General features: G+C 73.0%; 15 protein-coding genes. 6 read left to right on the top strand and 9 right to left on the bottom strand.

The window, feature by feature from the left end:
- Window positions 1–197 precede the first annotated feature (197 nt).
- Window positions 198–2,042: a dihydroxy-acid dehydratase gene (ilvD, locus tag LCD35_RS01965; protein WP_224956481.1), complete on the top strand. Its 1,845-nt coding sequence runs from the start codon at window positions 198–200 to the stop codon at window positions 2,040–2,042.
- Window positions 2,043–2,278: 236 nt separating this feature from the next.
- Here the strand turns inward: ilvD and LCD35_RS01960 are convergent, their stop codons facing one another.
- Window positions 2,279–3,001, bottom strand: coding sequence for a DoxX family protein (locus LCD35_RS01960; RefSeq protein ID WP_224956471.1), 723 nt, complete (start codon window positions 2,999–3,001; stop codon window positions 2,279–2,281).
- 391 nt (window positions 3,002–3,392) lie between these two features.
- On the opposite strand from LCD35_RS01960, the gene LCD35_RS01955 reads away from it, so the two are divergent.
- The 3 genes from LCD35_RS01955 (at window position 3,393) to LCD35_RS01945 (ending at window position 6,794) form a co-directional block, all read left to right on the top strand.
- Window positions 3,393–4,568: a sorbosone dehydrogenase family protein gene (locus LCD35_RS01955; protein ID WP_224966758.1), complete on the top strand. Its 1,176-nt coding sequence runs from the start codon at window positions 3,393–3,395 to the stop codon at window positions 4,566–4,568.
- Window positions 4,569–4,713: 145 nt separating this feature from the next.
- Window positions 4,714–6,204, top strand: a complete 1,491-nt coding sequence (locus tag LCD35_RS01950; RefSeq protein WP_374108022.1) for a potassium/proton antiporter — start codon at window positions 4,714–4,716, stop codon at window positions 6,202–6,204.
- Between the two features lie 32 nt (window positions 6,205–6,236).
- A complete protein-coding gene (locus LCD35_RS01945; RefSeq protein WP_224977491.1) occupies window positions 6,237–6,794 on the top strand; it encodes a sugar O-acetyltransferase in 558 nt (185 codons plus the stop codon).
- 63 nt (window positions 6,795–6,857) lie between these two features.
- Here LCD35_RS01945 and gatB read toward each other — a convergent pair whose 3' ends face one another.
- The 4 genes from gatB to gatC are packed head-to-tail and all read right to left on the bottom strand — an operon-like array spanning window position 6,858 to window position 10,391.
- Complete coding sequence (gene gatB / locus LCD35_RS01940; protein ID WP_224956467.1) at window positions 6,858–8,363, bottom strand: Asp-tRNA(Asn)/Glu-tRNA(Gln) amidotransferase subunit GatB; 1,506 nt, start codon at window positions 8,361–8,363, stop codon at window positions 6,858–6,860.
- Window positions 8,360–8,557 carry a hypothetical protein gene (locus tag LCD35_RS01935; RefSeq protein ID WP_224956466.1) on the bottom strand — a complete coding sequence of 66 codons (198 nt, stop codon included), beginning with the start codon at window positions 8,555–8,557 and terminating at the stop codon, window positions 8,360–8,362. Before LCD35_RS01935 ends, gatB begins: the two co-directional genes overlap by 4 nt.
- Window positions 8,557–10,092, bottom strand: coding sequence for an Asp-tRNA(Asn)/Glu-tRNA(Gln) amidotransferase subunit GatA (gene gatA, locus LCD35_RS01930; RefSeq protein WP_224956464.1), 1,536 nt, complete (start codon window positions 10,090–10,092; stop codon window positions 8,557–8,559). The genes LCD35_RS01935 and gatA overlap by 1 nt, the downstream gene beginning before the upstream one ends.
- On the bottom strand, window positions 10,092–10,391 hold the full coding sequence (gene gatC, locus LCD35_RS01925) for an Asp-tRNA(Asn)/Glu-tRNA(Gln) amidotransferase subunit GatC (protein WP_224956462.1): 300 nt from the start codon (window positions 10,389–10,391) through the stop codon (window positions 10,092–10,094). The genes gatA and gatC overlap by 1 nt, the downstream gene beginning before the upstream one ends.
- 391 nt (window positions 10,392–10,782) lie before the next feature.
- Here gatC and LCD35_RS01920 point away from each other — a divergent pair, with 391 nt between their 5' ends.
- Window positions 10,783–11,436 carry an amino acid-binding protein gene (locus LCD35_RS01920; protein WP_224956480.1) on the top strand — a complete coding sequence of 218 codons (654 nt, stop codon included), beginning with the start codon at window positions 10,783–10,785 and terminating at the stop codon, window positions 11,434–11,436.
- A gap of 257 nt (window positions 11,437–11,693) precedes the next feature.
- Here the strand turns inward: LCD35_RS01920 and ligA are convergent, their stop codons facing one another.
- The 4 genes from ligA to LCD35_RS01900 all read right to left on the bottom strand — a co-directional run bounded on the left by ligA (window position 11,694) and on the right by LCD35_RS01900 (window position 16,991).
- A complete protein-coding gene (gene ligA / locus LCD35_RS01915) occupies window positions 11,694–13,808 on the bottom strand; it encodes an NAD-dependent DNA ligase LigA (RefSeq protein ID WP_225043639.1) in 2,115 nt (704 codons plus the stop codon).
- Between the two features lie 250 nt (window positions 13,809–14,058).
- Window positions 14,059–14,742 carry a hypothetical protein gene (locus LCD35_RS01910; protein WP_224966755.1) on the bottom strand — a complete coding sequence of 228 codons (684 nt, stop codon included), beginning with the start codon at window positions 14,740–14,742 and terminating at the stop codon, window positions 14,059–14,061.
- Between the two features lie 66 nt (window positions 14,743–14,808).
- Window positions 14,809–15,873, bottom strand: a complete 1,065-nt coding sequence (locus LCD35_RS01905) for a DUF6461 domain-containing protein (protein ID WP_224956457.1) — start codon at window positions 15,871–15,873, stop codon at window positions 14,809–14,811.
- Window positions 15,874–15,959: 86 nt separating this feature from the next.
- Window positions 15,960–16,991: a methionine synthase gene (locus LCD35_RS01900; protein WP_224956455.1), complete on the bottom strand. Its 1,032-nt coding sequence runs from the start codon at window positions 16,989–16,991 to the stop codon at window positions 15,960–15,962.
- A gap of 128 nt (window positions 16,992–17,119) precedes the next feature.
- Here LCD35_RS01900 and LCD35_RS01895 point away from each other — a divergent pair, with 128 nt between their 5' ends.
- Window positions 17,120–18,088 (top strand): ABC transporter substrate-binding protein, encoded by a 969-nt coding sequence (locus LCD35_RS01895; RefSeq protein ID WP_224956454.1) that lies wholly within the window; start codon window positions 17,120–17,122, stop codon window positions 18,086–18,088.
- Window positions 18,089–18,195: the final 107 nt, after the last annotated feature.

Here is an 18,195-nt window from a genome sequence, read left to right as displayed (position 1 = left end):
CGGGCGCCGCCGGCGCCGTCCGCTCCCCGGTACCGGCCGAGGCCTGCGTCACGAACGCCCGGGGAGCGCGAACCGGTCACCTCCGGCGCCGCCGGGCAGGAGTAGCGTCGAGGTCACCGCAGTTCGTCCCCCCACTCACGAGGTGGGCGTCTTTTCGCCGTCCCGACGCGAATTCAGCGAGAGAACCGAGAAGGACCATGCCCCAGTTGCGCTCCCGCACCACCACCCACGGACGGAACGCCGCAGGCGCCCGTTCGCTGTGGCGTGCCACCGGCATGACCGACGACGACTTCGGCAAGCCGATCGTGGCCATCGCCAACTCCTACACCCAGTTCGTGCCCGGTCACGTGCACCTCCGCGACCTCGGCGACGTGGTGGCCGAGACGATCCGCGAAGCGGGCGGTGTGCCGCGGGAGTTCCACACGATCGCGGTGGACGACGGCATCGCCATGGGCCACAGCGGGATGCTCTACTCGCTGCCCTCGCGCGAGATCATCGCCGACTCGGTGGAATACATGGTCAACGCGCACCAGGCGGACGCGCTGGTGTGCATCTCGAACTGCGACAAGATCACGCCGGGCATGCTGAACGCCGCGATGCGGCTCAACGTGCCGACGGTGTTCGTCTCCGGTGGCCCGATGGAGGCCGGGAAGGCCGTGGTCGTGGAGGGCGTCGCGCAGGCGCCGACCGACCTGATCACCACGATCTCCGCGTCGGCGAACTCCGCGGTCGACGACGACGGGCTCAGCGAGGTGGAGCGCTCCGCCTGCCCGACCTGCGGCTCCTGCTCCGGCATGTTCACCGCGAACTCGATGAACTGCCTCACCGAGGCCTTGGGCCTCGCGCTGCCCGGCAACGGTTCCACGCTGGCCACGCACGCCGCGCGCCGCGCCCTGTTCGAGGAGGCCGGGCGCACCGTCGTGCGGATCTCGAAGCGCTGGTACCAGGAGGACGACGACTCGGTCCTGCCGCGCTCGGTCGCGAACAAGAAGGCGTTCGAGAACGCGATGGCGCTGGACATGGCGATGGGCGGCTCCACGAACACGGTGCTGCACACGCTGGCCGCCGCCCGCGAGGGCGAAATCGACTTCGAGCTCTCGGACATCGAGCGGATCAGCCGCCAGGTGCCGTGCCTGTCGAAGGTCGCGCCGAACTCCGACTACCACATGGAGGACGTGCACCGAGCCGGCGGCATCTCCGCGATCATGGGTGAGCTGGACCGCGCGGAGCTGCTGCACCGCGACGTGTCCTCGGTGCACAGCGCCAGCCTCACCGAGTGGCTGGACCGCTGGGACGTGCGCGGCGCATCGCCCTCCCAAGAAGCGCTCGACCTGTTCCACGCCGCGCCCGGCGGAGTCCGCACCACGCAGGCGTTCTCCACCGAGAACCGCTGGTCCTCGCTGGACACCGACGCCGCGGGCGGCTGCATCCGCGACTTCGAGCACGCCTACACCGCGGACGGCGGGCTGGCGGTGTTGCGCGGCAACCTCGCCGAGGACGGTGCGGTCGTGAAGACCGCGGGCGTCGAGGAGGAGCTGTGGCACTTCCAGGGCCCGGCGCGGGTGCTGGAGAGCCAGGAGCAGGCCGTCGCCGCGATCCTGCAGAAGAAGATCGAGCCCGGTGACGTGCTGGTGATCCGCTACGAGGGCCCCTCCGGCGGACCGGGCATGCAGGAGATGCTGCACCCGACCGCGTTCCTGAAGGGCTCCGGTCTCGGCAAGAAGTGCGCGCTGATCACCGACGGCCGGTTCTCCGGCGGTTCCTCCGGGCTGTCCATCGGGCACATCTCGCCGGAGGCGGGCAACGGCGGCGTGATCGGCCTCGTCGAGGAGGGCGACCAGATCCTCATCGACGTGCGGGAGCGCACGCTGCAGCTGCTCGTCGACGACGAGGTGCTGGCCGAGCGGCGCGCCAAGATGGAGAGCAGCGAGCACCCGTGGCAGCCGGTGTCCCGCGAGCGCAAGGTGACCTCGGCGCTGCGCGCCTACGCGCGGCTGGCCACCTCCGCCTCGCACGGCGCCGTCCGAGACGTCTCCAAGTAGGACCGCGAACGTGCCGAGGGGGGGGGGGGGGCGGGGGGGCCCCCCGGGGGGGGGGGGGGGGGGGGGGCCCCCCGGGCCCCGGGGCGGGGCTGCCCCACCGCCGGGCGCCTGGCGCCCCCCCTACCGGGACCAAGGCGCCCGCCCTTCGGGCCCCGCGGCGGGGTGCGCGTTGGCCCCGGCCCGTCGCTTTTCGTCGGAGGACGCGGAGCCGCCGAGGACCGGCGCTCCGCCGGACATCAGGACCTCAGCAGGACCAGCACCGCCGCCGCGGAACCCGCCGCGATCACCAGGCAGATGAAGCCGCTGACCAGCGGGTGCCGGAACCAGGACCGCCCGTTGTCCAGCGCGACCCGGCCGGGTCCGGTGAACATCAGGCACAGCGCGATGGCGATCAGGACGACCGGGTACTCGTAGCCGCCCTCCTGGTCGAAGAACGGGCCGGGCAGCTTCATCGACACGATGGCGCTGGCCATCACGCCGACGATGCCCGCGGCCGCCAGCGGCGTGAACAGGCCCAGCACGAGCAGTGCGCCCGCGCCGAGCTCGGTCCCGCCGGTGACCAGGGACAGCACCGCGCTCTGCTCGAACCCGGCCTTGGCCAGGCTCTGCGCGAACTTCTCCGGGCCGGAACCGCCGAGCACGCCGAACAGCTTCTGCGCGCCGTGCGCGGCGAAGATGCCGCCGACGACCAGGCGCAGCACCAGCAGGCCCAGATCGGTGCCTGCGTTCCACGCGAACGGCTTGCGGTCGTCGAGCTCTTCGTAGAAGTCGGCACCGGAGCCGCGGTCCACCACGGCGGTCGCGTTCGCATCGCTGTACGCGGCGTCGTCGTAGTAGTCGTAGTCGTAGTCCTGCACGCCGAGGCCCTGGGTTCCCGTAGGCCCGTCGGCGGACTTCTTCCCGCCGCGCTGCGGACGCTCGTCTCGGTGTCCGCTGGGGCGATCGTCGTGAATGCTCACGGCGCAGAAGGTTAAGGCATCACGCACTGCCGAAGCGACCCTTTCGGGTGAACCTTTTCCGAGGGGAATTCCACGGAGATCGCGTTGTTCCGGCATTCGCCAGAATGCGGTACCGGACTCGTGAATTCTTCGTTTCCGCAGGTGCCGGCGATGCGCCGCGCGACTCGGACGGTTCCGGATCGACCGCCCGGACCGGTCTCGCGGCGCGGACCGGTTCCGGATCGGCGACCGCGGTCTCATCCGGAATTGCTGCATTCGGTGGCGCTCGCGCGGCTGCACGGCGGGTTCCGCGGAACGGACGTTCCCGGCGGGTGGGATTCCGGGCGGCGCGACGCTCGGCCCGCCGGGTGCTCACCCGGTGTTCACGGCGCGGCCGATACCCTCGGCACTCGTGGCAGCCCAGCGCACCTCCCCCGCCGGTCGCCGTCCTCGCGCGCGGACGGCGGGAGCGCTGCTGGCCGCGATCGCGCTCGGCGGCTGCGCCCAGTTCCCCGACGAGCACCCCGGTGCCTGGCGCGACCAGCCGTCGCTGGAACCGCAGGCCGGCCCGCAGCCGTCGATCGAGCAGCCCGCGCCGCCGCCACCGCCACCGGGACGGCCCACCGAGGACGTGCCCGCGGTGCCCATCGGCTGCATCGACCCGGACCCGGCGGTCGTCGCGACCTGCCTCGACCCGGTCGGCGCCATCACCGTGCTGCCCGACGGCCGCGGCGCGCTGGTCGGCGAACGCGCCACCGGCCGCATCCTGCGCGTCGAGCAGGACGCCGAACCCGTCGAGATCGCCCGGGTGCCGGTGGACCGCTCCGGCGGTGGCGGGCTGACCGGGCTGGCGCTGTCCCCGAGCTACCAGGAGGACGAGCTCGTCTACGCGTACGCCAGCGTCGGCGGCGAGAACCAGGTGCTGCGGGTCGCGCCGGGCGACAGCCCGAAACCGGTGCTCACCGGCATTCCGAAGGGCTCCACCGGCAACGCGGGGGCGCTGCTCGACGACGGGCGCGGCGCGCTGCTGGTCGCCACCGGCGACGCGGGCGACCGCGCGAACGCGGCGAACCCGGGATCGCTGGCGGGCAAGGTGTTGCGCATCGACGGCTTCGGCGCGCCCGCCGCGGGCAACCCCGACCCGAAGTCCCGGGTGGTCGCCTCCGGCGTCTCCGATCCCGGCGGGCTGTGCGGGGCGGCCGAGACCGGCGGCTACTGGCTGACCGACCGCGGCGCGACCCGGGACGCGCTGCACCGCGTCGAGTTCGGCACCGCGCTCGGCGAACCCGCCTGGAGCTGGCCGGACCGGCCCGGCGTGGCCGGTTGCGCCGCCGGACCGGCCTCCGTGGTCGTGGCGCTGACCGACGCGGCGGCGCTGTACGCGCTCAACCCCGGCCCGGACGGCACCTTCACCGGCCAGCCCGCCAAGGTGATGGAGAAGACCTACGGGCGCTTCTCCGCCGCCGCGAACGGCCCGGACGGGCTGCTGTGGCTGGGCACCTCGAACAAGTCCGGCGGCGCGCCCGTGCCCAGCGACGACCGGGCGATCCGGATCGAACCTCCCTCCGGCGACACCGGCAAGGACTGACCCGGGGCCGAAGGCCTGACGGGTCCGCCCCCTCGCCGCTGCGAGGGGGTGACCGGAGCAGGACGAACCCGGCCATGGTCCACTCAGGACGCGTCCCGGCCCGAGGCCGGCGGCGCGCCGGTGGCGGAACGGAACAGCGATGACCTTGGAGCAGCTGTACACGACGCTGCTGGCGGGTGGGCTCGTGCTGCTGGCAGCCATCCTCGCCACCCGCGCGGCGGCGCGCTTCGGCCTGCCCGCGCTGCTGCTGTTCCTCGCGCTGGGCCTGGTCATCGGCGAGGACGGGCTCGGCCTGCACTTCGACGACGCGCAGCTCGCGCAGGACCTGGGCACCGCCGCGCTCGCCGTCATCCTCGTCGAAGGCGGCCTCACCACCCGCTGGTCGGACGTGAAACCGCTGCTCGCGCCCAGCGGGCTGCTCGCCACCGCCGGGGTCGCGGTCAGCGTCGTCGTCACCGCCGCGGGCGCGCACCTGCTCATCGGGCTCCCCTGGCAGGCTTCGCTGCTGCTCGGCGCGGTCGTGTCCTCCACCGACGCGGCCGCGGTGTTCTCGGTGCTGCGCACCCTGCCGGTGCCGCGTCGGGTCTCCGGGATGCTGGAGGCCGAATCCGGCTTCAACGACGCGCCGACGGTGATCCTGGTGCTGCTGTTCAGCACCGTGCCGCTGGAGTTCCACCCGCTGGAAGTGGCCGGGGACGTGCTCTACGAACTGGGCGCGGGCGCCGTGATCGGCCTGCTCGTCGGCCGGGCCGGGGCGTGGGTGCTGCACCGGGTGGCGCTGCCCGCGTCCGGGCTGTACCCGGTGGCGATGTTCGGGCTCGGCGTGGTCGCGTTCGCCGCCTCCGGCGCGGTGGACGCGTCCGGGTTCCTCGCCGCGTTCCTGTCCGGTCTGGTGCTCGCGAACTCCGGGCTGCCGCACCGCGCCTCGGTGCGCTCGTTCGCCGAAGGGCTCGGGTGGCTCGCGCAGATCGGGCTGTTCGTGCTGCTGGGCCTGCTGGTCACCCCGCACGAGCTGCTGCCGGAGCTGCTGCCCGCGCTGGTGGTGGGGCTGGTGCTGCTGCTGGTGGCGCGACCGCTGTCGGTGCTGGTGTCGCTGCTGCCGTTCCGGGTGCCGCTGCGGGAGCAGGCGTTCGTGTCCTGGGCAGGCCTGCGCGGCGCGGTACCGATCGTGCTGGCCACCTTCCCGGTGGTGGCGGGCGTGCCGGGCAGCGACCGGGTGCTGAACGTGGTGTTCGTGCTGGTCGCGGTGTTCACCCTGGTGCAGGGCCCCGGGCTGCTGGGCCTGGCCCGCGCGCTCGGGCTGGTGCGGGCGGACGCGGCGCGGGAGATCCAGGTGGAGGTGGCGCCGCTGGACGTGCTCGACGCGGAGCTGCTGACCGTGTCGGTGCCGCCGGGCTCGCAGCTGCACTACGTGATGCTGCGGGAGCTGCGGCTGCCGGACCCCAGCGCCATCACCCTGATCATCCGCGGCGGCACCTCCTTCGTGCCGGAACCGGGGACGCGGCTGCGCACCGGCGACGACCTGCTCATCATGACCACCGCGGGAGCGCGCACCGCCACCGAGCACCGGCTGCGCGCCGTGAGCCGCCGCGGCCGCATGGCCCACTGGTTCGGCGAGGACGGCGCCCCCGACTGACCCGCGCGGCACCGCGACGGGACGATGCGGGCATGGGTGAGCACAAGGAGCGGATGCTGCGCGGGGAGCCGTACCAGGACGGCGATCCGGAACTCCTCGCCGAGCGCAGGCGCTGCCAGGAACTGCTGGACGACTTCAACGCGACGAGGGCAGGTGAGGAGCAGCGGCGGCAGGACGTCCTCGGCAGGCTGCTCGGGCGGCTGGGCACCGGATCGTGGATCATGCCGCGCTTCCAGTGCGACTACGGGTACTTGATCAGCCTGGGGGACAACAGCTTCCTCAACTACGACGCGATCCTGCTGGACTGCGCGCCGATCAGCATCGGGGACGACGTGTCCATCGGGCCGCGCGTCCAGCTGCTCACCGCGCTGCACCCGATGACCGACCACCAGGCCCGGCGGGAGCGCTGGGAGACGGCGGCGCCGATCAGCATCGGCAACAACGCGTGGCTGGGCGGCGGTGTGATCGTCTGCCCGGGCGTGACCATCGGCGACGACGTGGTGATCGGCGCGGGCAGCGTCGTCACCCGAGACGTCCCAGACCGCGTCTCCGCAGCGGGAAACCCCTGTCGCGTGATCCGCGCGCTCTAGCCCTCAACGCCGAACGGGCCGCCCGTCCCGGAGGACGAGCGGCCCGCTGCCGGTCGGACGGTGCTACTGGCCGCAGGCGGCGAGGATGAGCTCGCGGACCCGCTTGGCGTCGGCCTTGCCGCCGGTGGACTTCATGACCGCACCGACGACGGCGCCCGCGGCCTGCACCTTGCCGCCGCGGATCTTGTCCGCCACGTCGGGCTGCGCGGCCAGGGCCTCGTCGATCGCGGCCTGCAGCGCGGAGTCGTCGGAGACGACCTCCAGGCCCTGCGCGGCGACGACCTCGTCCGGCTCGCCCTGCCCGTCGAGCACGCCGTCGACGACCTGGCGGGCCAGCTTGTTCGTCAGCTTGCCCTCGGCGACGAGCGCGATGACCCGCGCCAGCTGCGCCGGCGTGATCGCGAGCTCGGTGAGCTCGACGCCGCGGGTGTTGGCCTGCTGCGACAGGTAGGCCACCCACCAGGACCGCGCCTCGGCGGGCGGGGCTCCGGCGTCCACGGTGGCCGCGACGAGGTCGAGCGCCCCGGCGTTGACCAGGTCGCGCAGCTCCTCGTCGGAGAGCTTCCACTCGTCCTGGACGCGCTTGCGGCGCTCCCAGGGCAGCTCGGGCAGGGTCCGGGACAGCTCCTCGACCCACTCGCGGGACGGCGCGATCGGAGTCAGGTCCGGCTCCGGGAAGTACCGGTAGTCCTCGGAGGTCTCCTTCTTGCGCCCCGCCGAGGTCGTCGCGGTCGACTCGTCGAAGTGCCGGGTCTCCTGGCGGATCTCGCCGCCGGAGGTCAGCACCGCGGCGTGCCTGCGCATCTCGTGGCGCACCGCGCGTTCCACGCTGCGCAGCGAGTTGACGTTCTTCGTCTCGGTGCGGGTGCCGAACTCGGTGGTGCCCTTCGGCATCAGCGAGACGTTCGCGTCGCAGCGCAGCGAACCCTGGTCCATCCGCACGTCGGAGACGTCCAGCGAGCGCAGCAGGTCGCGCAGCGCGGCCACGTAGGCCCGCGCCACCTCGGGAGCGCGCTCCCCGGCGCCGACGATCGGCTTGGTGACGATCTCCACCAGCGGCACGCCCGCGCGGTTGTAGTCCAGCAACGAGTGCTCGGCGCCGTGGATGCGGCCGGTGGCACCGCCGACGTGCAGCGACTTGCCGGTGTCCTCCTCCATGTGCGCCCGCTCGATGTCGACGCGGAAGGTCTCGCCGTCGTCGAGCACCACGTCGAGGTGACCGTCGAAGACGATCGGCTCGTCGTACTGCGAGGTCTGGAAGTTCTTCGGCTGGTCCGGGTAGAAGTAGTTCTTCCGCGCGAACCGGCACCACTCGGCGACCTGGCAGTTCAGCGCCAGCCCGATGCGGATCGCCGATTCCACCGCCTTGCCGTTGACGACGGGCAGCGCGCCGGGCAGGCCCAGGCACACCGGGCACACCTGCGTGTTCGGCTCGGCGCCGAACTCGTTGGCGCAGCCGCAGAACATCTTGGTGGCCGTGGACAGCTCCACGTGCACCTCGAGGCCGAGGACCGGGTCGAACCGCTCCAGGACCTCGTCGTAGTCCATGATCTCGGCGACCGCGGTCACTGGCCGTCCTCCCCCTTGCGCAGGGTGCGGATGGCGAGCGCGGTGCCGGTGATCAGGCCGAGCGCGGTGATGATCGAGTCGGCCATCGCGAGCCGGTCGCCGTTCGCCTTGGCCTCGCGGAGGCTCGCGCGCAGGCCGTAGGCCGCGGAGAGCACGGATGCGAGCTGGAACGCCGCCTTCAGTTTCTGGTTCATCACGCCACCTCCAGGGCGGGGACACGGTCGAGCAGCGGGCCGCCCTGGGCGGCGTCGCGCGCGGTCTCGTAGGCGGCGCCGACCCGGTAGAGCCGGTCGTCGGCCAGCGCCGGGGCCATGATCTGCAGACCCACCGGCAGGCCGTCCTCATCGGACAGTCCACTGGGGAGGCTCATGGCCGCGTTGCCCGCCAGGTTCGACGGGATGGTGCACAGGTCCGCCAGGTACATCGCCAGCGGGTCGTCGGTGCGCTCGCCGATCGGGAACGCCGTGGTGGGCGTCGTCGGCGACACCAGCACGTCCACCTGCTCGAAGGCGGCGGCGAAGTCGCGGGTGATCAGCGTCCGCACCTTCTGCGCCTGCCCGTAGTAGGCGTCGTAGTAGCCGGAGGACAGCGCGTAGGTGCCGAGCATGATGCGCCGCTTCACCTCGGGCCCGAACCCGGCTTCGCGGGTCAGCGACATGACCTCTTCGGCGCTGCGGCTGCCGTCGTCGCCGACGCGCAGGCCGTAGCGCATCGCGTCGAACCGGGCCAGGTTCGAGGAGCACTCGCTCGGCGCGATCAGGTAGTAGGCGCCCATCGCGTACTCGAAGTGCGGGCAGGAGACCTCGACGACCTCGGCACCCAGCTTCGCGAGCTGCTCGACGGCGGTGCGGAACGAGCGCTCCACGCCGGGCTGGTAGCCGTCCCCGGCGAACTCGCGGACCACGCCGACCTTCACCCCGGTGAGGTCCCCGGCGGCGCCATCGCGGGCGGCGGCCACGACCTGCGGCACCGGCGAGCTGATCGAGGTCGAGTCCATCGGGTCGTGCCCGGCGATCACCTCGTGCAGCAGCGCCGCGTCCAGCACGGTGCGCGCGCACGGCCCCGGCTGGTCCAGCGAGGACGAGAACGCGACCAGGCCGTAGCGGGACACCCCGCCGTAGGTGGGCTTCACGCCGACGGTGCCGGTGACGGCGCCGGGCTGGCGGATGGAACCGCCGGTGTCGGTGCCGATGGCCAGCGGGGCCTCGAACGCGGCGAGCGCCGCGGCGGACCCGCCGCCGGACCCGCCCGGGATGCGCTCGGGGTCCCACGGGTTGCGGGTCGGTCCGTACGCGGAGTTCTCGGTGGAGGAGCCCATCGCGAACTCGTCCATGTTGGTCTTGCCGAGGATGACCACGCCGGCCTCGCGCAGCCGCCGCGTCACCGTCGCGTCGTACGGCGGCGTCCAGCCCTCCAGCATCTTGGAGCCGCAGGTGGTGGGCATGTCGCTGGTGGCGAACACGTCCTTGAGCGCCAGCGGCACGCCGGCCAGCGGCGAGGCGGCCTTCCCCGCGGCGCGGTCCTCGTCGGCCTGCCTGGCGGCGGCGAGCGCGCCGTCCGCGTCGACGTGCAGGAACGAGTGCACCACGCCGTCCACGGCGGCGATGCGGTCCAGGTGGGCCTGGGCGGCCTCCACCGAGGTGACCTCGCCCGCGGCGAGGCGGTCGGCGAGGTCGGCGGCGGACAGGCCGGTCAGGGCCGGGTCACCTCCGGTCGCGGTCGTCGTCATCACGCCTCCTCACTCAGGATCCGCGGAACGCGGAACCGGTTCTCCTCGGCCGCGGGCGCGCCGTCCAGCGCAGCCTCGCGCGGCAGGCTGGGCCGCACCACGTCGTCGCGGAACACGTTCGTCACCGGCACGGCGTGGGAGGTCGGCGGGATGTCCTCCGCGGCGACCTCACCGACCCTCGCGACCGATTCCAGGATGACGTCGAGCTGCCCGGCGAACGTGTCGAGCTCCTGTTCGGTGACCGCCAGCCTGGCGAGGCCGGCGAGGTGCGCGACCTCGTCGCGGGAGATCTTGGACACTACGAAGGCTCCCTGGTCATGTCCGGTATCACGGTTGCTCCTCAGTCTATGGCGGAGCCCGCGCCCACCCGCCCAGGGGGCGATCGGGCGCGCCGGGCACCCGGTCGCTCCGCGCGATCGGGCGACCGCGCCGGGTCCCGGCGAACTCCCACATCGTGGACGAACGCGGGCACATCGTGGACATCGACCGGGGCGGCGCGGACCTGGGCGGGAACCCCGCGAATGCCGTGCTCGTTCCACTACACGAACGCCGGTCGCACCGATAGGGTGCGGTGTCTGCCACAATTTGCCCCGCCTGCCGGGCGCACGGTGGCCTCCGCGTGCGGCCGTGTGCGGTGCGGGGAGCGCGGACGGCGAGGTTCCGCGCACGAAGCTGGAGGCGTTGAGTCCGGTGTCCTTCCTGATCCGGGTGCAGATACCGGACCGTCCGGGCGTGCTGGGGGCGGTCGCGTCCGCACTCGGCGAGATCGGCGCCGACATCCTCAGCGTCGACGTCGTGGAGCGCGGCGGGGACGTGGCGATCGACGACATGGTCGTCGAACTGCCCTCGGGCCGCCTCCCGGACATCCTGATCACCGCCGCGGAGTCCGTGGACGGCGTCGAGGTCGACGCGGTCCGCCCGTACGCGGGCGTGCTGGACACCCACCGCGAGCTGGAGCTCGTCGAGGACATCGCCGCGGAACCCGGCAACGGGCTGCAGATCTTCGCCGAAGGCGTCCCGAAGATCATCCGGTCGGGCTGGGCGATCGTGTTCGGCCACCACGCGGGCGGTGCCGAGCAGCTCGCCGCGAGTTCGTCGGCCCCGCAGGAGGGCTACCTGGAACTGCCGTGGTTACCGCTGCCGCGGGCCACGATCCTGGACGGCGACGAGCTGTGGGTGCCGGAGACCTGGCAGGAGCTGGGCACCGAGCTGGCCGCCACGCCGATCGGCAAGCCGGACCGCGTCCTGCTCGCCGGCCGCCCCGGCGGCCCCATGTTCCGCGCCGCCGAGGTCGCCAGGCTGGCCCACCTCGCCGGAATCGTCTCAGTAGTCCTGGACGGCTGACCAGCGACGGAGGTCGTCACTCACCTCTTGTCAGCGACGAGGCCGCTGAGCGGCGCCCCCAGCGGCCTCGTCATTTTCCTGTCAGCGGCGAAGCCGATGAGCAGCGACCACCAGAGCAAAAGGACCACCCGCGGGTTCTCAGCGCTTTCCTCGCGAGGACAGCGATTTCCCTCGTGGCGGAGCCACTTGGGAAATCGATCCCGCAGCGAGGAAAGCGCTGAGGTTCCGCCACCCGCCCCTATCGCAGGGCGATCCGATCACTCAACCTCAAGCGCCGCGGAGGCTGCTGCTTCTGGGCCTTGTTCCAGGAGCACCCGGAACCCGTCCTCATCCAGCACCGGCACCTTCAGCTGCACGGCCTTGTCGTACTTGGAGCCGGGCGAGTCGCCGACGACCACGAACGCGGTCTTCTTCGACACCGAGCCGGCGGCGCGGCCGCCGCGGGCCATGATGAACTCCTTGGCCTCGTCCCGGGAGTAGGTCTCCAGCGAGCCGGTGACGACGATGGACAGGCCGGTGAGGGTGCGCGGCACCGACTCGTCCCGCTCGTCGGCCATCCGCACCCCGGCGGCGCGCCACTTGCGCACCACTTCGCGGTGCCAGTCCACCTCGAACCATTCGCGGACGGCGGTGGCGATGGTGGGGCCGACGCCGTCGACGGCGGCGATCTCCTCCTCGGCGGCGTCCTCGATGCGCTCCAGGGAGCCGAATTCGCGGGCGAGCGCTTGTGCCGCGGTGGGGCCGACGTGCCGGATGGAGAGCGCCACGAGCACCCGCCACAGCGGCTTCTCCTTGGCGGCGGCGAGGTTCTTGAGCAGCTTGGCACCGTTGGCGGAGAGGTTGCCCTCCTTGGTGCGGAACAGCTCGGTGCGCAGCAGCTTGTCCTCGCCGAGGTCGAACACGTCGCCTTCGTCGACGAGCACGCCGGAGGACAGCAGCGCCACCGCGGATTCGTAGCCCATGGCTTCGATGTCGAAGGCACCGCGCCCGGCCAGGTGGAACAGCCGTTCCCGCAGCTGCGCCGGGCAGGACCGGGAGTTGGGGCAGCGGATGTCGACGTCGCCCGCCTTCTGCCGGTGCAGGGTGGCGCCGCACTCGGGGCATTCGGTGGGCATCACGAATTCGCGTTCGCGGCCGTCGCGGACGTCGACGACGGGCCCCAGCACTTCGGGGATCACGTCGCCCGCCTTGCGGATGACGACGCGGTCGCCGATGAGCACGCCCTTGCGCCGCACCTCGTCGGAGTTGTGCAGGGTGGCCATGGAGACGGTGGATCCGGCGACCTTGACGGGTTCCATCTCGGCGTAGGGGGTGACGCGGCCCGTGCGGCCGACGTTGACCTTGATGTCGCGCAGCGTGGTCGTCGCCTGCTCCGGCGGGTACTTGTAGGCGATGGACCAGCGCGGGGCGCGGGAGGTGGTGCCGAGGCGGCGTTGCAGCGAGACCTCGTCGACCTTGACGACGACGCCGTCGATCTCGTGCTCGGCGGTGTCCCGGTTCTCGCCCCAGTACCGGATGTGCGCCACGATCTCGTCCACTGTGGACAGAACCCGGGTGTGCCGGGACACCGGCAGGCCCCAGGCCTTCAGCGCCGCGTAGGACTCGGACTGCCTGCTCGGTTCGAAGCCCTTCCGCTTGCCGAGGCCGTGGCAGATCAACCGCAGCGGGCGGCGCCGCGTGACGCGCGGGTCCTTCTGCCGCAGCGAACCGGCGGCCGCGTTGCGCGGGTTCGCGAACGGGGATCCGCCCGCGTCGACCAGGGCGGCGTTGAGCTCGGCGAACTCCTCGACGCGGAAGAACACCTCGCCGCGGACCTCCACCAGCGCGGGCACCGGGTACTCGTCGGTGCCGTGCAGCTCGGTGGGCACGTCGCCCATGGTGCGCACGTTGAGCGTCACGTCCTCGCCGGTGCGGCCGTCGCCGCGGGTGAGCGCGCGTGCCAGCTTCCCGTCCCGGTACAGCAGGTTGATCGCCAGCCCGTCGATCTTCAGCTCGCACAGGTAGTGCACGTCGGTGCCGACCTCGCGCTCCACCCGGTCCACCCAGGCGCGGAACTCCTCGGTGTCGAAGGCGTTGTCCAGGCTGAGCATCCGCTCCAGGTGGTCCACCGCGGTGAACTCGGTGGAGAAGGTGCCGCCGACGGTCTGCGTCGGCGAGTCGGGGGCGCGCAGCGCGGGGTGCTCGTCCTCCAGCCGCTGCAGTTCCACGAACAGCTCGTCGAACTCGGAGTCGGCGATCGTGGGCGAGTCGAGCACGTAGTAGCGGAACTGGTGACCGCGGACCTCGTCGGCGAGCGCCGCGTAGCGCTCCCGCACCTCGGCGGGCACGTCCTCCACGCCCTCCGCCTGCGCGACGGCCGGGTCGGCGGGCAGCTCGGCGTCCGGCCGCGCGGCGGTTCCGCCCTGCTCGGGGCCGGTCGCGTCCGGACTGGTGGGAGCGGTCTTCTCGCCGGAGGCCGTGCCGGCGCGGTCCTTGCTGGTCACGCACTGAGCCTAACGAGCCACCCCGACAGCTCGCGCGGATCACCCGGCCCCGCGGCGCGCCCGGGCCGCGACCCGGCCGGTGCGGTCACCGCGGGCTACCGGGCGGCGGCTCCGCCACCGGTCCGGGTGGGGCTCGGAATCACCCCGCGTCGTCCGGCCGGGCCGCGGCGCCCACGCCGCGGACCAGTTCGCGGAACTCCAGCAGCCCGATCGCGCCCTGTGGTTCCCGCTCGGCGGTCTCCACCCGGCCGAGGCGGTCCGCGGCGAGCCGCTCGCCGAGCGCGGCGTCCAGCGGCAGGAAGGTCAGCGCCGAGCGGGCCGCGGGCTCCATCGCGGCGAAACCCGGGTGGTACACGGCCACGTCCACCACGCCCTCGGCCTCGTCGACCTGGGCGAACACCCGCACGTCGGCCAGCGGCCAGCGCTCACCCGCCAGGTTCACCACGACCTGCGTCGGATCCGGCACCGGCGGCACCGCGTCGTGGTACTCGAACAGCGAATCGCCGGTGGGAGCGGCGGCCAGCCACGCGTCGGTGTAAGGCCGCACCCGCGGATCGGCCTGGCCGCTGACGACGAGCGCGTAAGGGGTGCGCCCACCCTGCTCCAGGGAGAACGCCAGGTCCGGGTGCAACGCCGTGACGGCCGCCGCCAGCTCCGCGTCCAGCTGCTGCGGGGCACCTTCGCCGAGGGCCGCGGCCACTCGCGGCAGCAGTTCGTCCCAGCGGCGCCAGAACTCCGCCGCCTTCGCCCGCGCGTCGGCGGCCACGTCGTCGACCTCGTCGGGCGCGTCCTGGGCGGTGCGGCGGCGGAAGAACCTCAGCATGCGGCCATTGTGCCGCCCCGGCCCCGATTCCCGCGGCCGTTCCGGAAGATCCCGTCCCGCGGCCGATCAGGTCAGGGCCGCGGTCACCAGGTCGGTGAGGTCGCGGCGTTCGATCCGCAGCCTGCCCGCCTCGGCCAGCGCACCGAGCAGCGCGGTCAGCGGATCGCGGTTCGTGGCCTGCCGCAGCACTTCCAGCGCCCGCACCCGCGCGCGGTCCACGCTCGTCACCGGTGCTCGGTGCAGCTCCCACCGGCGCAGCCGCACCACTTCGCCGATGGCGGTGCCGTCCGGTTCGGCCCCGTCCTCCAGCCCGCGCAGCGTCGCGGCCACCACCAGCTGGTCGTGGCCCGCGGTCAGGTCCAGCACGTGCCGCGCCACGTTCACCGCAGCCCGCCGGCACCGGGCGGGACCCGCGCTGCGCACCAGGTCGAGCAGTTCGGTGGGTTCGGCCTCGAAGTCCTCGGCGGCGGGCCGGATGCCGATCTGGCCCAGCCCCACCTCGTCGAGCAACGCCTCCGGGGAGCTGGGCAGGTCCAGCGGCCAGGCCGCGACCGGGTAGGTGGCGAAGTCCCCGTCGAACCACTCCGGGGTCAGCGGTTCACCGGTGATGCGGGCGGCCAGCGCCAGCATCAGCTCGATGGTGTCCGCCCCGCGCTCCCCCGGTCCGCTGCCCGCCCACGGGAGTCCGGCGCGGACCTCTTCGAGCCCGTCGGGCCGGGTCCCCTGGCGGAACGCGGGCATCAGCGCTTCGAAGGACGTGCGCACCTCGCCGTCGACGGCGTGGCTGAACTGGGTGAGCGCGTTGACGTTCCAGAACGCCGAGACGACTTCGGTGCCGCGGCTGACCTGGCGCAGCACCTCCGGCCTGCTGCCCTGGAAACCGCCGTCCTCGGCGACCAGCGTCCACTCCCCGGCGCTGCGCAGCCCGATCACCGGATAGCGGTCCTGGTGGGCGAAGGCCTCTTCGCAGTACTCGTCGAAGTCGAGGGGGCGCCGGTGTTCGGTGATGGCGCCGAACCGCCCCGCGATCGCGTCGAGGCCGGTGCCGCGCACGAAGGTCAAGCACGCGGCGTCCTGGACGGTGCTGCGGTGCACCCATCCGAACCGCTCGACTTCCCCGGTGTTCGACACGTCTGGTTTCTTACCATCGCTGGGACATCCAGGTGATGTGAACGGCACTAACGATCTTGCTCATCGGGGCGAACCTCGCGCCACCGCTAGCGTTCGGCCGCTTCCGCGAACACTTCGTTGACCTGTCGCGCCACCGCGGGCGCCCGCCGCGCCCACTCCGGGGAGGCCCCGGCCAGCCCGCAGGACGGGCTCACCGCGGCGCGTTCCAGCAGCGCCTTCGGCGCGAAACCGAGGCGGGCGGCCAGTTCCAGCCCGGGCCGGGCGAGTTCCCGCGGATCCGGGCGGTGTTCCGGGTCGACGGCGGGGACCAGGCCGAGCAGCAGCCGGGTGCCCTCCTCCCACGCTTCGCCGAGCTCGTCGGCGAACGCCCCGGTGACCGAGCCGAGCCGAGTGGCGTCCAGCGAGATCGTCCCGGCGCCCGCGCCGCGCAGCAGCCGCACCGGCGGCCGGGACGCGCAGCAGTGCACGATCACCGGCTGCCCGGTGGCGGCGGCGAGACCGTCGATCAGGTCCGCGAGCAGTCGCTGCGCCTCCGGCCCGGGCACCGCGGGCACCTGGCCGTAGCCGGACGGGGTGGGCAGGTTCCCGGCGAGCACCGCGGGCAACGACGGTTCGTCCAGCTGCACCACGACGGGTGCGCCGGTGCGGGCGGCGACCTGCGCGGCGTGCACCCGGAGTCCTTCCCCGAGGGATTCGGCGAAGTCCCGCAGCGCGCCCGGGTCGGTGAGCACCCGGTGCCCGCGCTCCAGCTCGATGCCGGCCGCGAGCGTCCACGGTCCGGCGGCCTGCACCTTGACCGCGCGCGGCGCACCGGCTTCGGCGACGGCCTGCTCGACGGCGTCCAGGTCCCACCGCAGCAGGTCCAGGGCGCGGCGGTGGTCCCGGCCGGGGCGGCCCGCGACGCGGTAGCCGGAGGGCACGACCTCGACGGCGAGGTCGACGAGCAGCCCGGCGGTGCGGCCGAGGATGTCGGCACCCACTCCGCGCGCGGGCAGCTCCGGGAACGGCATCAGGTCCGGCAGCTCGCCCAGCACGACGCGGGCGGCTTCCAGCGGATCCGTTCCCGGCATCGAGCCGATGGCGGTGGCGATCCCGGGGTTCCACGCTGCGTCACTCACGCCCCCATTATCGGCGGCGCCCACGGGCGGACCGGCAGGCGGGATGCGCACGCTAGGTTAGGCTAACCATGCTTACCGTCCTTCGGTGTCACCCGCTCGGGCGCGCCGGTTCTGCGAAGGAGTACTCCATGCCCCTGTCGTCCGGGACGTCCGCGCTCTCGCGCCGCGGGTTGCTGCAAGCCGCGGGGGTGCTCGCCGTGCTGGGCGCCGCGGGCTGCGCGGGAGGAGGCGGCGCCGCCGAACCCGAAGGGGCGACCCGCAGCGTCGACTCGCACCTGGGCCCGGTGACCATCCCGGCCGACCCGCAGCGCGTCGTGTGCCTCGACCAGTACGCCACCATCGCGCTGCTGGACGTCGGCATCCGGCCCGCGGCCACCGTCGACGGCCTCGACGACTGGATGCCGCAGCAGCACAAGGCGGCCTACGAGCAGCTGCCCCGCGTCGGCGGCTACCAGCCGGAGATGGAACGGGTGATCTCCATGCACCCCGACCTGATCATCGGCAACAGCGCGTTCACCCTCACCGGCGGCAGCACCTACGAGCAGCTGTCCGGCATCGCGCCGACCGTCATCCTCACCTCCCGGGTGTCCGGCGAGTGGCAGGAGATGGCGTTGCAGGCCGCGAACATCGTGAACCGGCCGGAGCCGATGAACCGGCTGCGCGACGACTACCTCGCGCGGGCGAAGAAGATCCGCGAGACCTACGCGGACGCGCTGGGCCGCACCCGGTTCAACCTGGTGGCCTCGTTCAGCTCCGGCAGCTGGAACCTGTGCCTGCCGGACTCGTGGAGCGGCGTCGTGCTCGCCGAGGCGGGCGCCCGGTTCGGCTCCGCCGCGGAAGGCAAGACCGGCAGCGCCGTCGAGCACTCCTACGAGCAGCTGGGCGTGCTCAACGACACCGATGTGCTGCTGTACCAGGTGAACCCGGACGGTTCGGCGGAACCGGCGATGGAGGCGCTGCTCGGGCAGGGCGCGTTCCAGAACCTGCCCGCCGTTCGCGAGCGGCGCGGGATCCCGTTCCACAACCTGTACGTCTTCGGCTACTCCCAGGCCGTCGCGGCCCTGGACGAGCTCGAAGCGATCCTCAAGACCCGCTGACGCACCGGCTGCACGGCGGCCCGAGGGGATCCGGCGCGGCGGCCGCTGCTCGGCTGAACGGCCCACCGGCCCGAGATCGGGCGGGTGGGCCGTTCAGCCGAGCGGGC

Origin of the sequence: Saccharopolyspora sp. 6V, from assembly GCF_020176785.1 — a bacterium.
In the GTDB taxonomy this organism is placed as follows: Bacteria; Actinomycetota; Actinomycetes; order Mycobacteriales; family Pseudonocardiaceae; genus Saccharopolyspora_C; species Saccharopolyspora_C gregorii.
The sequence above is the reverse complement of the archived record's forward strand: the minus strand, read 5'-3'. Positions and strand labels throughout refer to the sequence as shown.